The following is a 17,555-nucleotide window of genomic DNA, read 5'->3' on the forward strand; positions in this document are numbered from 1 at the left end:
AATGTCCGAAGCAAATAGTGAATTTTTAGATTATACCAGTCTTGATGAATCAGACCCAGTTGATATCATGATACCTCATGATTTAGCAGGAAGTCGTATTGATCACGCTTTGGTGATGCTCTTTCCAGGTTACTCAAGGAGTAGACTGCAACAATGGATTAAAGATGGGGCAGTCAAACTTAATGGTCAGCTTACAGTCCCTAAAGAAAAAGTATGGACTGGAGACCAGGTTAGTCTTGTGGTGCCAGAGGAAATTGACCTTGAAGCTATTATTGCCCAGCCTATTGACCTTAATATAGTTCATGAAGATGATGATATTATTGTCTTAAATAAACCAGCAGGTTTAGTTGTTCATCCGGGGAATGGCAATTGGAGTAATACACTACAAAACGGACTACTTTATTACGATGAGCAGTTAAAGATGGTTCCTCGTTGCGGTATTGTTCATCGTCTTGATAAAGAAACCAATGGCTTAATGGTAGTTGCAAAAAACCTTCCTACCCACCAAGATTTAGTGCAACAACTACAAGCGAGAACGGTAAAAAGACATTATTGGGCATGTGTTCAGGGTATGTTGACTATGCCCGGACAAGTTGAAGCGCCGATTAGTCGACATCCAACCCAGCGTACTAAAATGGCCGTTGTGGCAACGGGTAAAGAAGCCTTAACTTACTACGATATTCTCGAGCGCCTACCTTGTCATACTTTGGTTGAATGTCATTTGGCAACAGGTAGAACACATCAAATTCGAGTACATATGCAATTTATTGGCCATCCTTTAGCAGGTGACCCTGTTTATGGCGGTAAATTGCCACGTTATGACGAGCATACTATTGCTGCGTTAAAACAATTAAATAGACAAGCTTTACAAGCTTTTCGGTTAGGTCTCATTCATCCACGTACAAAGGAATATTGTGAGTGGAGTATTCCTTTAGCAGAGGATCTGCTGGGATTAGTAGAAGTATTAAGGCACAGTCACTATGAATGAGTGGAATGTAAATTGGCCAGCGCCACGATGGGTAAAAACATTTGCCACCACTCGTCAGGGTGGAGTAAGTGTGGGAGAGTTTGGTAGCTTAAATTTAGGTGATCATGTTCATGATAATCTACAGCATGTTGCACTAAATCGTCAGCGTGTTGAGCAATATATACAAGTCACACCCTATTACCTAAGGCAAGTTCATGGTACTCAAGTGGTTAATCTTGATCTACTCAATACGACTTCTGTCCCCGAGGCAGATGCTGCGTTTTTAACTCAACAGGGTAGAGCTGCTGTGGTATTGACTGCAGATTGTATGCCAATATTATTCTGTCATAAAAAAGAGAAAATTGTAGCAGTGGCTCATGCAGGTTGGCGTGGCTTAGCTAAGGGAGTGATCGGTAATACAATTAAGGCGATGGGTGTTTCCGCTAATGATTTAATGGTGTGGATTGGCCCTACAATTGGGCAACAGTACTTCGAGGTTGGGGAAGAAGTGAGAGATGCGTTTGTTATGCATCGACAAGAGGCACACAAGGCTTTTATTTCATCCCATGCCCCACATAAATGGTTTGCTGATTTAGTGTTGCTTGCAAAACAACAGTTAAGTGAGCTGGGGGTTAACCATATTTATGGCGGAGAGATATGTAATTACACCTATGCCGATCTTTTTTATTCTCATCGACGTGACCAGGGTAAAACGGGGCGAATGGGGTTTTATATTTGGCTCGATGCAGAGTCAGAAAGCGTCGTATAATATTTAGTTAATATTTCCAATTAAGAGTGTAGCCAGTGATCATGACCCCATTAATGAATACCGTCATCGCAAGCCTTGCTGCTGGGCTGTTATCGGTTGTGTGCGCTGTCATCGTGGTACTTACTGCACGTCCAACATGGGTTCCTTTGCTCGTCAGCTATGCTATTGGCGCATTATTAGGAGCGGTATTTTTAGAAATACTGCCTCATGCCTTTACCTTGTCTCATAATGCTGATTTAGTATCAATGACAGTGTTAGCGGGTATATTGTTATTTTTTCTTTTGGAGAAACTGGTTTTATGGCGTCATGTTCATGCTCATGACATGGAAGATCACGGCCATTCCCTCCATGAGGGACATCAACGCACTGGCGCAATGGTGGTTGTAGGTGATTCAGTTCACAATTTTGTTGACGGGATTATAATTGCTGCAGCATTTGTGGCCAATACCCAACTTGGCATTGTCACTGCACTAGCAATTATTGCTCACGAAATACCACAAGAAGCAGGTGATGTATTGGTGTTGCTTCATTCAGGGTTATCTCGTAGTAAAGCGCTAATGTTTAATTTGTTGACCAGTGTGGCTACCCTTGTTGGTGGGGTGTTTGCTTGTCTTGCGCTGCAATCGTTACAACATGCAGTTCCTTATCTATTAGCTTTAGCTGCATCAAGTATGATTTATGTGGCTGTAGCTGACTTGATTCCAGGTTTACATCGTCGTGTTGACTTTAAAGAGTCGGTTTGGCAGATCGTTTTAATTTCATTAGGAGTGGCATCAATTCATTGGATGCATCTTATTGTTCAAGAATAATCAATGAATTAATAATTATTTAATTGTTTAAAGGTTATGATTAGAGTATAAATTAACAATATAAAAAAACAGTATTTACTCTAATTTTAAGTTAATTTTAAGTTGATATAGTTAACCTAGTCTTTAAATAACAAGATGTGTTCCGCTATTAATGAAAATTAAAATAGTACTTTTTTTTACTCTATTGGCTCTTTTTGGTTGTGCTTCTTATAACAGTAAACCATTACCAGACAAGCCGTTGTGGCCTCAGGATATCAGCCGTCTCCAACTACCTGATCAAATAAGTTCAACACAAATAGGTATACAACACGAATTTAATCCAAATAATGGGTTGGATGTTATTGAAGTGGCTACTATTGCTATTGCTAATAATCCGGGATTAAAGCAAGCAAGAGATAGCGCAGGAGTTACTAAGGCGCAAGCATTTAATGCAGGTTTATTACCGGATCCCACTCTACTCATTTATCCTCAACCTCCTATCAATGGTGGTCCAGGAGCTAACTCAGTGGCCTCTGAGTATGGCCTTTTTTATAACATTTCTGCGCTTATTACACACTCAACTGTTCAACATGGCGTAAAAAGTTCTGAAGAAAAAGCTGATTTAGATTTACTCTGGCAAGAGTGGCTACTTCTATCCCAATCACAAATTTTATTTGAAAAGATTATTACCAATGAAAGCTTGTTAACTCTCTTATTGGATAAAGAAACATTATTAAAAAATATAGAAAGCGCTCAGCATAAAGCATTAGTAGAAAAAGATTTGGATCTTAATACAATAGCTGTGAATACAATTGTATTGAAAGAAACAACAAAACAGGTTATTGATTTAAAAAGAGCTATCGCACAAGATCGTTCAGCGCTTAATCAGATGCTGGGGTTATCTCCTGATACCCATTTAGTGCTAGTAGACTCGTTAACATTACCCCATTTGTCAAAACAACAAATCAATCATCAATTACAGCAGTTACATCACATTCGTCCTGATTTATTAGCTCTACAAAAAGGGTATGAAGCGCAGGACTATAGATTACGTGAGGCTATCTTAGGGCAATTTCCAGCGATCAACTTTGGTTATACCAGATTAAGAGATAATGGAGCGGTGATATACAATGGTTTTGACTTATCCGTTACATTGCCTATTTTTAATCGCAATCAAGGAAATGTAGCCATTGCTCAAGCAACGCGCCAACAACTCTATGATGAGTATCAGAATCGACTCAATAGTTCATTTAGTGATGTACACCAATTAACTCAAGACTTGGATTTTTTAACTAATCAAATGCCGGTTCTATTGAGTAGCGTTGATCTGTTGTCACAACTTAGTGATAGCGCACATGCGGCCTATCAACGACAAGATATGGATCTTGTCGCATACGGGCAGTTTAAAATAAATGAGATTGATAAAAAAATAGAATTAGTAAAAACCAAGCAATTATGGCTTGAGCAAGCTATTAATTTATCAATGTTGATCGGTGAACCTTTATCTAATTGGGTGAATAAGTGAAACGTCTTCTTATGTTGATGATGGTTGTAGTGGCAACCACCGTTTTAGGCCAAGAGAGTGAAACAGCCTGGATTAAAACGGAACCGATTCGCTACACTGAGATGAACTACCAATTATCTGGTTATGGTGTAATGGTAGCCTCTCCTGAAGCGCAATTTAATGCAAATAGTCCTCGCCAAGGGCAAATTGGTAAAGTATACGTTTTACCAGGTAAGAAAATAAAAAAAGGAGAACCCCTCTTTGAATTAATTACTGCAGCCTCAGTGTTAAAGGGATTTAATCAAGCAGAACTACAACTAAAAACTGCGAAAAAAGAGTTTGAGCGGATACAACGTCTTTATCAAGATAATTTGGCATCAAATAGTCAACTTGCCAATGCAAAAAAAGCGTTATTCGATGCAGAGAGTTCACTAAATGCAGAGATAAAATTAGGTAATAATATTCAACGAGAAATCATTCGCTCACCTTTTTCAGGTATTGTCACCATGATTTCAGTTGAATCAGGGATGCGTGTTCAACCCGCCCAGTCTGCTGTCACGGTAATTGCTGACAAGGGTTTGTACTTTCAGATGGGGATATTACCAGAGCTTGTGTCATCCATTAGCGTGAATACCCCAGTGCATATCTCATCAGTATTTGATCCAGGAATTATTATTAATGGCCATATTAAGTACATAACAGGGATGGTGGACCAAACAACCGGATTAGTTAATTTATTTATTGATGTTAACGACTCTCATTTGTCTCCTGGTATGAGAATGCAGGGTAATATCGAGATTAATCTTGGTAAAAAATGGCAAGTGCCACGCTCAGCAGTCTTATCTGACGATCAAGGATATTATATTTTTCAGATACGTAATAACCATGCTAAAAGAATCAATGTGCAAGCAAAAGAATATGACGATATTACGGTGATTGACGGTCCCTTTGATAAAGAGTTACCCGTAGTAGTCTTGGGTAACTATGAATTGAAAGAGGGTATGGCAGTAAAGGTAACTCAATAATGCGTGTGGATAACTGGATTCAAAAACACCGTCGTTCACTTTTTTTTCTGATCGTGTTGCTTGTTTTATCGGGTGTTTATAATTCGTTTACATTGCCTGTCGCATTATTTCCCAATATCGATTTCCCACGTGTCGAGATTTCTGTAAGTAGCGGAGATATGACTGCAGAACAAATGATCTTTCAAGTCACGAAACCTGTAGAAGAAGCGATTCGTTTGGTCCCACACGTTAAAGATGTCCGCTCTAAAACCACTCGTGGAGAAGCTCAAGTATCTGTCTATTTTCCGTGGAAGACAGATATGGCTAACGCAACTTTAGAAGTGAATGCAGCCATCTCAAGGATCATGCCGACTCTACCAAGAGGTAGCAGTATGTTGGTACGTCGAATGGATACCACTGTATTTCCTATTCTTTCTTATAGCCTAACTTCTAACTCAGAAACCTTAACCAAGCTACGTGAAGTGGCTGAGTATCAACTCAAACCATTATTGTCTTCAGTGGAAGGTATATCACGTATTCAAATAACGGGGGGCAATCTAGAAGAGTTTCATATTACGGTTAAGCCCGCTAAATTATTAGCTTATGGCTTGACTATTAGCGATGTCATTAATGCGGTTAATGCAAACAATGTGATCACTGCTGTAGGTAAAATCGAGGATCATTACAAATTATATTTAGCAGTTACGGACAATCGTTTATCTACCACGAATAAAATTAAGCAAACCATCCTTCGCTCAGGAAAGAACGGATTTATTACAGTAGCGGATGTGGCTGATGTTTCTGATAGTACTGTCCCTCAATGGGTTCGAGTTAATGCAGATGGTAAAGATGCAGTATTAATTAATATCCACCAACAACCTGATGCAAATACAGTTGTTATTGAACAATCTATTCAAGAAAAATTAAATCATTTCACTTTCCCAGGGCATATCAAATTGGCTAACTGGTATGATCAAAGTCGCCTAGTCATTGATTCTGCGGTGAGTGTTCGAGATGCTATTTTGATCGGTGTGATTCTCGCTTCCGCTGTGCTTTATGTGTTTCTTAGAAATTACAAAATTACTCTCATTGCCATTATTGTGGTGCCTGCTGTATTGATCTCTACCGTTACTATTTTGTCTATTTTTGGTATGACTTTTAATATCATGACCTTAGGTGGAATGGCTGCTGCGGTAGGATTAATCATTGATGATGCCATTGTTATGATTGAACATATCATGCGACGTCTACGGGATCATCAGGGAAATCATTCCGCTACGATTATGCAAGCAGCAAGAGAGTTTACAGTTCCATTAGTTGGTTCGTCCTCGGCGACAATTGTAATTTTTATTCCATTGGCCTTTTTAGATGGAGTAACAGGGGCATTCTTTAAAGCATTATCGTTAACCATGGCAGCAAGTTTAGTGATTTCTTTTTTAATCACTTGGCTGGTTATTCCATTGATTAGTGATCTTCTGTTAACACAAAAAGATGCTGAATCAGAGGGGAAGCACGATTGGTTTAGTACTCTCTATAGACACTATGAATTGTGGTTGACTCGCTTCTTGAAAAAACCTTTGCAACTGGTAGTTTTTTTGATCCCTTTGTTTGCAGTAGGAACCTTTGCCTATTTTGCTACAGGATCAGGATTTATGCCTGAAACAGATGAGGGTGGCTTTACTGTTGATATAAGAACAGAGCCTGGCACATCATTAACAGAATCGGTACGCTTAGGTAACCAAGTAGAATCAATTATTAAAGATAACCCCAACGTACTGACTTTTTCTCACCGGACAGGAACACAAATGGGGGGATGGATTACTGAATCCTACCAAGGGGATTTCTTTGTTCGTTTAAAACCTGAACCTAGAGAGCATATTAATGTGGTGATGGAGGCGTTACGCAGTAAAATTAATCGAGAAATTCCTGGCGTAACTGTTGAATTTGCGCAACTTATGGAAGACCGTATCGGTGATTTAACTTCTGTTCCTCAACCAGTAGAAATTAAGATTTTTGATAACAATCAAAGTAATTTATTAAATACTGCAAGAAAAGTTACACAGTTAATCAAAGCCGTACCGGGAATTGTTGATGTGAAAGACGGTGTGAATCCTGCAGGCGATGCATTGGAGATCCACATTGATCCGGTAAAAGCGGCCTTTGAACATGTGGATCCCCAGTATGTGAGTCAGATACTGTCTGATTATATGTCAGGTGTTGTCGCCACCTCTGTACAAAGTGAGTTAAAAATGATTGGTATTCGCGTATGGCTCCCGCAAAATCTGCGCAAAAACCAATACCAGTTAGGACAGCTGTTGATTAAAGCCCAAGATGGCCATGTGTTTCCTTTAAACAGGATAGCGACGATTACGCCGTTATCGGGACAGCCACAAATACAACGTGAAAATTTCAAACAAATGGTAGCAGTGACTGCGCGCATTAATGATCGAGATTTGGGTTCAGTCATGCGCGATGTACAAAAGATACTCGTACAATCAAATTTATTTAAACAAGGTACCTACTATGAGTTAGGTGGTCTTTATAAACAACAACAAATCGCGTTTAAAGGATTGATGATTGTATTTATATCAGCGTTAGCCTTAGTCTTTTTATTGTTGCTATTTTTATATGAAGACTTTCAGATTGCGCTATCAGTAATGTTTATGCCACTTGCAGCAATCCCTGCTATTTTTATAGGATTATGGTTAACCCGTGTGGAGTTTAACATTTCGGCTATGATGGGCATGACAATGATAGTAGGTATTATCACTGAGGTGGCGATTTTATATTTCACTGAATACCAAGGATTACACGCTACCAATAGTGTGGAAAGTTTAGTACAAGCGGGTAAAAACCGTATGCGCCCTATTGTTATGACCACCTTAGCTGCAATTATCACGTTAATTCCGCTGGCCTTTGCTATAGGACAGGGGGCCGCCATGCAGCAACCCTTAGCCATAGCGATAGTGTCTGGATTAATTGTTCAAATTCCTTTGGTATTATTTGTTATGCCTGTTATTTATCATAAGCTTTCAACGTTTAGTTGGTCTCGTCTAAAACGTTAAGCTGTTGATAGTGTGAGAAAAAATATGTTTTTTCTAACTACTTGTATTTCGTTAATACTAGGGTTAATCTAGTCTTAATAATAATTTTAAGAAGTTACTCATGAATAACAATCACTCTGCACCAGACTCTCATACAGATTCTGTTGAAAAACTTGTTTCAGCATTTAGTGATGCAAATCATACAATGGCAGAGAATGTCAGTAATCTATTTGGTGGTTATAAGCCTGAAGACTATGAACAATTTCTAAAAAAATTCAATGAAGCAGTGATTCAAGATCTGCCACGTTGGCAAGAATTACAAGCACGATACTATCAAAATCAGCTAGCCTTATGGATTAATATGGCTGAAAAAGCAGCCACTGGCCATAGTAAAGCTAATGCTTTTGAAATCAATGCAGAAAAGGATAAACGGTTTTCCTCTCCACCCTGGCGCGATAATCTTCTTTTTGATTACTATCGACAGTCTTATCTGTTAACAGCTCAATGGCTCAAAGAAGTGGTGTCCTCGTTAAATTTAGACGACAAGAGTAAAGATAAACTCGATTTTTTTACTCAACAGTTTGTGGACGCCCTATCGCCAAGTAATTATCCAGCCACTAATCCAGAAGTGTTAATGAAAGCAATTGAGACTGGTGGCGATAGTTTACGTAAAGGATTTGAAAACCTCCTTCAAGATATTGAAAAAGGTCGTATTTCTATGACCGATGAATCTGTGTTTGAAGTAGGTAGGAATATTGCTACGACTCCCGGAGCGGTGGTTTTTCAGAACGATATATTTCAATTAATCCAATACTTACCCCAATCCGAGCAGGTCTTCAAAAGACCTTTGTTATTGATTCCTCCTTGTATAAACAAGTTTTATATCATGGATTTGGGTGTTGATAATTCCTTTGTTCGTTTTGCGGTAGAACAAGGGCATACTGTTTTTATGGTGTCATGGAAAAATGTGACAGAAGAGCAGGATCAATTACGTTGGGATGACTATGTTGAGCATGGTGTGATACGCGCCATTAAATCGGTGCAATCAATTAGCCAATGTGAAAAGATGGATGTGTTGGGTTTTTGTGTGGGTGGTGCATTGCTTGCTACTGCCGTGGCAGCCTTTCAGAAAAAAGAAACCCTACCCATTGCCACCCTAACATTTTTAACTACATTACTTGATTACAGTGATGTGGGCGATATTGGTATGTATATCAATAGAAACTTTGTGGAAAGACGAGAGCAGCAATTGTCTTCCGGTGGATTGATATCAGGAAAAGAGTTGGCTATGGCTTTCTCAAGTTTGCGTCCCAATGATTTAGTCTGGCCGTATGTAGTTAATAACTATTTAAAAGGTGAAACTCCTCCTGCTTTCGATTTGTTATTTTGGAATAGTGATGGTACTAATTTACCAGGACCTATGTTTGCATGGTATTTAAGACACTTTTATTTAGAAAATAGATTACGTACCCCTAATACATTAACTGTGTGTGGTGAACAAATAGATTTGGGAACAATTAATTATCCAACCTATATTTTTGCAGCAAAAGAAGATCATATTGTACCTTGGCATACGGCCTTTCGTTCTCTACAGTTACTTGGAGGACAAAAAGAGTTTGTTTTAGGAGCGAGTGGACATATTGCAGGAACCATTAATTCTGCTAAAAAAAATAAACGTAATTATTGGATCGATGGCGAGCGTTCTATGGGCCCCCAACATTGGTTTGAAACTGCCGTTGAACACAAGGGGAGTTGGTGGTGGCATTGGATTGATTGGTTAAAAGTACATAATCAAGAGCCACTGGTATCAGCTTCCTCTGTATTGGGTAACGATGAATTTAAAGAGTTGGAGGCAGCTCCTGGGCATTATGTAAAAGAAAAATGTTAGTTAATTTGTCATATTCCTTTAATAAAAATTAACTATAAATACTATAAATAACTAAACAAGGAGAGGAGAAATATTATGAAACAGCGTCTGGTTCTGGTGACTGGAGGGATGGGCGGACTAGGTGAATCGATATGTGTAAAGTTGGCTGAATTAGGATACAAGGTGATTACTACCTATTCTCATTCTAATACCACTTCCGATGCATGGCTTAATGCCATGCGTGAGAAAGGATACCATTTCCATGCTTATCCAGTAGACGTGTCTGATGCGGACGACTGCGCAAAAATGGCAGCAAGAATTGAGTCAGAGGTGGGTCCAATTGATGTATTAGTCAATAATGCAGGGATTACCCGTGATATGACCTTTAAGAAAATGACAAAAGTCGATTGGGACGCTGTAATTAATACGAATTTAAATAGTGTATTTAATATGACCAAACCTTTCGTTGATGGTATGGTTGATCGTGGCTGGGGAAGGATTATTAATGTGTCCTCTGTCAATGGACAAAAAGGGGCTTTCGGACAAACTAATTATGCTGCCGCAAAAGCAGGCATGCATGGTTTTACTAAATCTTTAGCTTTAGAGGTAGCGCGTAAAGGAGTTACGGTGAATACCATTTCTCCTGGTTACATTGGGACTAAAATGGTAACAGCTATTCCCACAGAAATTTTAGAGGCTAAAATTTTGCCGCAGATCCCAGTTGGACGTTTGGGTAAGCCTGAAGAAGTGGCAGGATTGATTGTGTATTTGGCTTCTGATGAAGCCGCATTTATTACTGGCGCCAATATCTCCATTAATGGTGGCCAGCACATGTTTTAAAAAAATAACAAAAAAAACCCGCAAGAAACAAGTTCTTGCGGGGTAAGCCTTTATTGAAAGGGAACCTTTCGAATAAAGGAGGAGGAGCCGTTACACAGCTGGTTTGATTGCAGCACTTGCTGCATCTACAGTTGCTTTGATGCTAGCATCAGTGAAACTTGCAACTTGTTTAGCTGTTTTTGTTACGCCGTCTAAAGCTGCTGTTGTAGCAGCGACGGTTGATTTAATTGCAGCAATCGCGACGTCAGCACCTGCTGGAGCAGATTTAACTGCTTTGTCGATATTGCTTGTCACTGTTTGGTTTAAATTAGCAATATGGCTTTCAACTAATGCGGTAAATTGAGCTTGTGCATTGGTTGTAAGATCATACACGCTACGTGCATAACCAGTTGATTTTGCAACTAGTTTTTCATTAATTTGGTTGCGAATTGTAGCTAATGCCTGTGGATCACGGACTTCGCTTAAATTTTTTAAGGTATCGCTTAAATGAGCAAAATTTTCTTTACTGGCTTCAAGGTTTAAACCCATAATGCGCTCAGCAGTATCCATAGATATTTTTGCCATTTGCAGTGCCGAATTAACCATAGATTTGTTAAACTCACTGTATTGTTCGGTTGTGTTAAACATGATGTAACTCCTATTCAAAATATGTTTTGGTAAAACTGAATTAGGTCGGTACACCATTTTGTGCACCGCAACAGTTTCAAATCTACAGAATAATATTCGGGGTGTCAAGCATTTTTTTTGCGTTGCAACAAAATATTTTTAGTAAATTAAAACGGTAAACTACACATGTAAACTAACTATTTAAACAAAACTATAATTAATTTGATACCATATTATCATAGATTTTGTGTAACGCAACAATTTTTTTGATGTATTGCAACATTTTTTGAGGCTAGTTATGAACCAATCTGTAAGACTAATTAAGAAATATCCGAATCGTCGTTTATATGACACTGAGACAAGTAGCTACATTACTCTTACAGAGATTAAACAATTGGTGATTGATCAGTCCGAGTTTCAAGTGGTTGATGCAAAAACCAATCAAGACCTTACAAGAAGTGTTTTAATGCAAATTATTTTAGAAGAAGAAGCGGGTGTTTCGCCTTTTTTTACGGCTGATATGTTGTCTCAAATGATTCGTTCCTATGGCAATACTATGCAGGGATTTATGGGTAATTATTTCCAGCAAGGGATGCAAGCGTTTGTTGAAATGCAAAAGAAAATACATGAACAGGCACAACAACCCTCTGATTTATCTAAAACGCAACTCAATAATGATATTTGGCAACAGTTTATGCAAGCTCAAGGGCCTGCCATTCAAGGATTGATGGGCAATTATCTTGAACAAGCCACTTCTATGTTTGTTGATATGCAAAATCAAATGCAAAAACAAGCTCAATCCATTTTTGGTGTGAATTCGTTTCCTTTTAACCAAGGTTTTACAGCTCATGAAGAACCAATCAAAGAGTCGTCTTCACAAGAGAAGTCTGGTCCAGCAGAAAATTCCCATAATGTAAAACCAGATAATTCAAATGAGTAAATCATCGCAAACAGCCATTCATAAAAAGTCGACTGCATCACCAACAGTAGGGTTTGTCTCTTTAGGTTGTCCTAAAGCGCTTGTCGACTCAGAACAAATCTTGACGCAATTACGTGCTGAGGGTTATCAGATCTCAGGCAGTTACGATGGGGCTGATGTGGTGGTGGTTAATACCTGTGGCTTTATTGATTCAGCTATTGAAGAATCGCTTGATGCCATTGGTGAAGCGCTTGAATATAACGGCCGCGTAATTGTTACGGGTTGTCTGGGAGCTAATCAAGAAAAAATCAGACAAGCCCATCCTAATGTACTGGCAGTAACTGGTCCTCATGATAAACAAGCTGTTATGGATGCCATCCATCAAAGTTTACCTGCTTTACATGATCCTTTTACTGACTTAATTCCTCCGCAAGGCATTAAGTTAACTCCCAATCATTATGCTTATTTAAAAATAAGTGAAGGATGTAATCATCGGTGCACATTTTGTATTATTCCCTCGTTACGTGGTGACCTAGTTAGTCGTCCTATTCATGAGGTTATGCAAGAAGCAGAAAATCTTGTTAAAGCTGGGGTTAAGGAGTTACTTGTTATCTCCCAGGATACTAGTGCCTATGGTGTGGATCTTAAGTACCGAACCGGTTTTTGGAATGGGCGCCCAAGAAAAACCCGTATCACTGAGTTGTGTGATGCGTTAGGTGAGTTAGGGGTATGGGTACGATTACACTACGTATATCCCTATCCTCACGTAGATGAACTTATCCCTCTCATGGTTGAAGGTAAAGTATTGCCGTATTTGGATATTCCATTACAACATGCCAATCCTACGATTTTAAAAGCCATGAAACGTCCTGGTGATATAGAAAAAACACTGGAGCGTATCCAGTCTTGGAGACGACTCTGTCCAGAACTCACCTTAAGAAGTACATTTATTGTTGGCTTCCCAGGTGAAACTGATGCACAGTTTAATGATTTGTTATCCTTTCTGAAAGAGGCGCAGCTTGATCGGGTGGGTTGCTTTACCTATTCCCCGGTTGATGGCGCGCGAGCCAATGCGTTATCAGATCATGTTCCAGAAGAGGTAAAAATAGAACGCCAAGAACAATTAATGGCCGTCCAACAAGAAATTAGTGCTACGCGGTTGAAGAGTTGGGTCGGTAAAACACGTCAAGTATTAATCGATGAAGTAAACGACGAATGGGTGATAGCAAGAAGCCCTAGTGATGCACCGGAGATAGATGGGCTAGTATTTATCCACCCCCATCAAGGATTAGCAGTAGGACAACTGGCTAATGTTGTGATTGAAGAAACCAGAGAACATGATTGTATAGCCAGAAAAATCTAAATAAGTAACTCAATCATCAATAGGAGAGGGAAACATGAGTAAAGAGGTTGTTGTATTAAGTGCTGTTCGTTCAGCTATTGGCACCTTTGGTGGATCATTAGCTGGTTTTGAACCAGGTGTATTAGGTGGGATGGTGCTAAAAGAGGCTATTCAACGGTCGCAATTAGATCCGCAACAAATCACCTATGCCACAGTGGGAAACGCTATCCCAACCAATGCTCGGTTTCCTTATCAAGCACGTGTTACCTGTATTGAAGCAGGAATGTCGATGGACTCGACAGCGTTTGCGGTCAATAGATTATGCGGTTCTGGATTACAGGCTGTGGTTTCTACCGCGCAAAATATTCTGTTAGGGGATGTGGAGTTTGGCGTGGGCGGCGGAGTTGAAGTGATGTCTGCTGGTGGGTACCTATCTCCTGCAATGCGCAGCGGCGCTCGAATGGGAGATACCCAAATGTTAGATATGATGGTCGCAGCGCTAACTGATCCATTTGGCGTTGGTCACATGGGCATTACTGCTGAGAATGTCGCAACCAAATGGAATATTTCAAGAGAAGAACAAGATGCCTTTGCTCTAGAGTCACAAAATAGAGCAGCCAAAGCGATTGCTGAGGGACGTTTTAAATCACAAATCGTGCCTATCACTATTAAATCTAAAAAAGGTGATGTGGTATTTGATACAGACGAGCATCCAAGAAGTACCACGTTAGAGAAACTTGCTGCCATGAAACCAGCCTTTAAAAAAGAGGGAACAGTTACAGCAGGGAATGCTTCTGGTATTAACGATGGCGCCTCATTCTTGGTTCTTGCTGAGGGAGCTGCCGCTCAACGCGCTAATTTAACCCCTATGGCAAGACTGGTATCCTATGCAGTAGCTGGTGTTCCAAGCCATATTATGGGTGAGGGGCCTATTCCTGCCACGCAAGGAGCACTTAAAAAAGCGGGTTTAAAACTAGAGCAAATTGATGTAATTGAATCTAATGAAGCCTTTGCTGCGCAAGCCTTAACTGTCATTAAAGGATTGGGTTTTGATCCTCATAAAACCAATCCAAACGGTGGCGCAATTGCTCTAGGGCACCCGATTGGTTGCACAGGTGCTTATATCACTACTAAAGCGTTATACGAATTACAACGCATCAATGGCAAATACGCCTTAGTAACTATGTGTATAGGTGGTGGTCAAGGTATTGCTGCAATCTTTGAACGACTATAATTTGTTAATTAAAGATGATTAAAAGGGCCTCATTGTGAGGCCCTTGGTTTTTATTCAGGACGCATTTGTGGGAAAAGAATGACATCACGAATAGAGGGGCTATTGGTTAATAACATCACCAAACGATCAATACCTATCCCTTCTCCAGCAGTGGGTGGGAGCCCATGCTCAAGAGCGCGAATATAATCACCATCATAGTGCATAGCCTCTTGGTCCCCCGCTTCTTTTTGTTTCACTTGTTCTAAGAAACGCTCTGCTTGATCTTCTGGGTCGTTTAACTCAGAAAAGCCATTGGCAATTTCTCGACCTGTAATAAATAGCTCAAAACGCTCTGTAATATCAGGGAACTGATCGCTGCGTCTTGCTAAAGGAGAGACCTCAGCGGGATAGTCAATAATAAAGGTTGGTTCAAAGAGTAAAGACTCCGTGGTTTCTTCAAAAAGAAGTAGTTGTAGGCCACCTAGTCCTTCATTAGGACGAATATGACCACCTAAGCGCTTGACCTCATGAGTTAAAAAGTCTTTGTCTTGCAATTGCTGATCGGTGTAATGTGGGTGATATTTTTGAATGGCTTGGGTGATTGTTAAACGATGGAAAGGTTGAGCAAAATCCAAGGTTTTTCCATCATACTGAATAACGGTAGTACCTAGTACAGACTCAGCAACAAAGCGGAACATCTCTTCAGTTAAGGTCATTAAGTAACGGTAATCTCTATACGCTTCATAAAACTCAATCATTGTAAACTCAGGGTTATGGCGCGTGGAAATACCTTCGTTACGGAAGTTACGATTAATTTCAAATACTCTTTCCATTCCACCTACAATCAATCGTTTAAGATATAGTTCTGGGGCAATTCTTAAATACAATGGCATATCTAGTGCATTGTGATGCGTCACAAATGGTTTGGCCGCAGCGCCTCCAGGAATGGGATGCATCATCGGGGTTTCCACTTCAAGATAGTGACGATTAACTAAAAATTCACGAATTTTTTGGATCACGCGGCTACGGGTAATAAACACATGCCGTGATTCCTCATTAGTAATAAGATCTAAGTAACGTTGACGATATTTTTGTTCTTGGTCATTTAAGCCATGAAATTTTTCTGGTAGCGGACGCAGTGCTTTGGTGAGTAGACGAATACTTGTTGCATGAATCGTCAGTTCCCCTGTTTTGGTCAGAAAAAGATAGCCTTGAACCGCAACGATATCTCCTAAATCCCAATGTTTGAAGTCTGAATAAATATCTTCACCCACTTCATCGCGTTGAACGTACATTTGCATACGTCCCGATCCATCTTGAAGGGTAGCGAAGCTTGCTTTACCCATAACGCGTTTTAATACCATTCTTCCAGCGATAGCAACATGTTGCTTATGTTGTTCTAATTGTTCAGCTGTTTTTCCAGCAAATTCTTTATGTAAATTTCCTGCTTCATGCTCTCTGTTGAAATCATTAGGAAAAGCAACGCCTTTTTCACGAAGTACTTTGAGCTTATTACGACGTTCCTCAATAATTTGGTTGCTATCTTCAGACATAATTCATCCTTGAGTGAGGTTACACACCTTGTTTCAAACTGGCTTCAATAAAAATATCCAGATCTCCATCTAATACTGCCTGGGTATTGCCCATTTCTACTTGAGTTCTGAGATCTTTGATGCGTGATTGATCAAGGACATAAGAGCGAATCTGATGTCCCCAACCAATATCTGTTTTACTTTCTTCCATGGCTTGCTTTTCTTCATTACGTTTGCGTAATTCAACTTCATATAACCGTGATTTCAACATAGCCATTGCTTCAGCACGATTTCTATGTTGTGAGCGGTCGTTCTGACACTGCACAACAATACCAGATGGCATATGAGTGATACGTATTGCTGAGTCGGTTTTATTAATATGCTGTCCTCCTGCACCAGAGGCACGGAAGGTATCAATACGTAAATCTGCTGGATTAATATCTACTTCAATAGATTCATCTACTTCCGGATAAACAAACACCGATGCAAAAGAGGTATGACGACGATTTCCTGAATCAAAGGGCGATTTACGAACCAGGCGATGTACCCCTGTTTCAGTTCGCAAGTGACCAAAAGCATAAGAGCCATTGATTTTAAGCGTTGCACTTTTAATTCCAGCGACTTCACCTGGTGACTCTTCAAGCACTTCCACACCAAATCCTTTTCTCTCTGTGTAGCGAAGATACATGCGTAGCAGCATGGATGCCCAATCTTGTGCTTCTGTACCTCCTGATCCTGACTGAATATCTACAAAGCAATTGGCTGCATCCATGGGATTAGAGAACATTCTTCTAAATTCCATTTGGGCCACATTTTTTTCTACTTCTTGAATATCAGAGAAGACGGCTTCGAGGGATTCATCATCATTTTCAGAGAGAGCAAGTTCACTTAATTCTTTGGCATCTTTAAGCGAACGTGTTGTTGAATCAACTTGTTCGATAGTTTCTTCAAGTAATTTTCTTTCTTTACCTAATTCTTGGCTTTTTTTACTGTCCTGCCAGATGGCAGGATCCTCTGAGAGAAGAACAATTTCTTTGAGACGATTGACTTTGTTGTCGTAGTCAAAGATACCCCCGAAGTGCCACGATGCGCTGTTCGAGGTCTTGTTGCAAATGTAGTAGCGTATTAAGTCGTTCTGCTTCCATGTTCTTTTGTCGCAA

General features: G+C 39.8%; 14 protein-coding genes. 11 read left to right on the forward strand and 3 right to left on the reverse strand.

What is annotated here, in order from left to right:
• Position 1: 1 nt before the first annotated feature.
• The 8 genes from rluD (at position 2) to phbB (ending at position 10,783) form a co-directional block, all read left to right on the forward strand.
• On the forward strand, positions 2–988 hold the full coding sequence (rluD, locus tag FV185_RS01385; RefSeq protein WP_067492842.1) for a 23S rRNA pseudouridine(1911/1915/1917) synthase RluD: 987 nt from the start codon (positions 2–4) through the stop codon (positions 986–988).
• Positions 981–1,736, forward strand: a complete 756-nt coding sequence (pgeF, locus tag FV185_RS01390) for a peptidoglycan editing factor PgeF (RefSeq protein ID WP_067492844.1) — start codon at positions 981–983, stop codon at positions 1,734–1,736. Before rluD ends, pgeF begins: the two co-directional genes overlap by 8 nt.
• A 41-nt stretch (positions 1,737–1,777) precedes the next feature.
• Positions 1,778–2,545, forward strand: coding sequence for a ZIP family metal transporter (locus FV185_RS01395; RefSeq protein WP_067492846.1), 768 nt, complete (start codon positions 1,778–1,780; stop codon positions 2,543–2,545).
• Between the two features lie 151 nt (positions 2,546–2,696).
• Positions 2,697–4,049, forward strand: coding sequence for a TolC family protein (locus tag FV185_RS01400; protein ID WP_067492848.1), 1,353 nt, complete (start codon positions 2,697–2,699; stop codon positions 4,047–4,049).
• A complete protein-coding gene (locus FV185_RS01405) occupies positions 4,046–5,053 on the forward strand; it encodes an efflux RND transporter periplasmic adaptor subunit (RefSeq protein ID WP_067492850.1) in 1,008 nt (335 codons plus the stop codon). The genes FV185_RS01400 and FV185_RS01405 overlap by 4 nt, the downstream gene beginning before the upstream one ends.
• Positions 5,053–8,097 (forward strand): efflux RND transporter permease subunit, encoded by a 3,045-nt coding sequence (locus FV185_RS01410; protein ID WP_067492852.1) that lies wholly within the window; start codon positions 5,053–5,055, stop codon positions 8,095–8,097. Before FV185_RS01405 ends, FV185_RS01410 begins: the two co-directional genes overlap by 1 nt.
• 100 nt (positions 8,098–8,197) lie before the next feature.
• Positions 8,198–9,964: a PHA/PHB synthase family protein gene (locus FV185_RS01415; protein WP_067492854.1), complete on the forward strand. Its 1,767-nt coding sequence runs from the start codon at positions 8,198–8,200 to the stop codon at positions 9,962–9,964.
• 75 nt (positions 9,965–10,039) lie between these two features.
• Positions 10,040–10,783 (forward strand): acetoacetyl-CoA reductase, encoded by a 744-nt coding sequence (gene phbB / locus FV185_RS01420; protein ID WP_067492856.1) that lies wholly within the window; start codon positions 10,040–10,042, stop codon positions 10,781–10,783.
• Between the two features lie 90 nt (positions 10,784–10,873).
• Here the strand turns inward: phbB and FV185_RS01425 are convergent, their stop codons facing one another.
• Positions 10,874–11,410: a phasin family protein gene (locus FV185_RS01425; protein ID WP_067492858.1), complete on the reverse strand. Its 537-nt coding sequence runs from the start codon at positions 11,408–11,410 to the stop codon at positions 10,874–10,876.
• A gap of 277 nt (positions 11,411–11,687) precedes the next feature.
• Between FV185_RS01425 and phaR the strand changes: the two genes are divergently transcribed.
• From phaR to FV185_RS01440, 3 genes are read left to right on the forward strand one after another with little or no spacing between them, the layout of a single operon-like run.
• On the forward strand, positions 11,688–12,329 hold the full coding sequence (gene phaR / locus FV185_RS01430; protein WP_082786973.1) for a polyhydroxyalkanoate synthesis repressor PhaR: 642 nt from the start codon (positions 11,688–11,690) through the stop codon (positions 12,327–12,329).
• Complete coding sequence (rimO, locus tag FV185_RS01435; RefSeq protein ID WP_067492860.1) at positions 12,322–13,671, forward strand: 30S ribosomal protein S12 methylthiotransferase RimO; 1,350 nt, start codon at positions 12,322–12,324, stop codon at positions 13,669–13,671. Before phaR ends, rimO begins: the two co-directional genes overlap by 8 nt.
• 34 nt (positions 13,672–13,705) lie before the next feature.
• The gene (locus FV185_RS01440) at positions 13,706–14,884 is read left to right on the forward strand and encodes an acetyl-CoA C-acyltransferase family protein (RefSeq protein ID WP_067492862.1); all 1,179 of its coding nucleotides are present in this window, start codon (positions 13,706–13,708) and stop codon (positions 14,882–14,884) included.
• Positions 14,885–14,934: 50 nt separating this feature from the next.
• Here the strand turns inward: FV185_RS01440 and lysS are convergent, their stop codons facing one another.
• Together lysS and prfB are read right to left on the reverse strand one after the other, a co-directional pair.
• The gene (gene lysS / locus FV185_RS01445; protein WP_067492864.1) at positions 14,935–16,416 is read right to left on the reverse strand and encodes a lysine--tRNA ligase; all 1,482 of its coding nucleotides are present in this window, start codon (positions 16,414–16,416) and stop codon (positions 14,935–14,937) included.
• 19 nt (positions 16,417–16,435) lie between these two features.
• Positions 16,436–17,540 (reverse strand): peptide chain release factor 2 gene (prfB, locus tag FV185_RS01450; protein ID WP_197457704.1). Its coding sequence is split into 2 segments (ribosomal slippage): positions 16,436–17,458 and positions 17,460–17,540, totalling 1,104 coding nucleotides; the frame shifts between segments, so codons are not numbered across the junction.
• Between the last annotated feature and the right edge of the window lie 15 nt (positions 17,541–17,555).

It is taken from the genome of Ferrovum sp. PN-J185 (assembly GCF_001581925.1).
GTDB lineage: Bacteria > Pseudomonadota > Gammaproteobacteria > Burkholderiales > Ferrovaceae > PN-J185.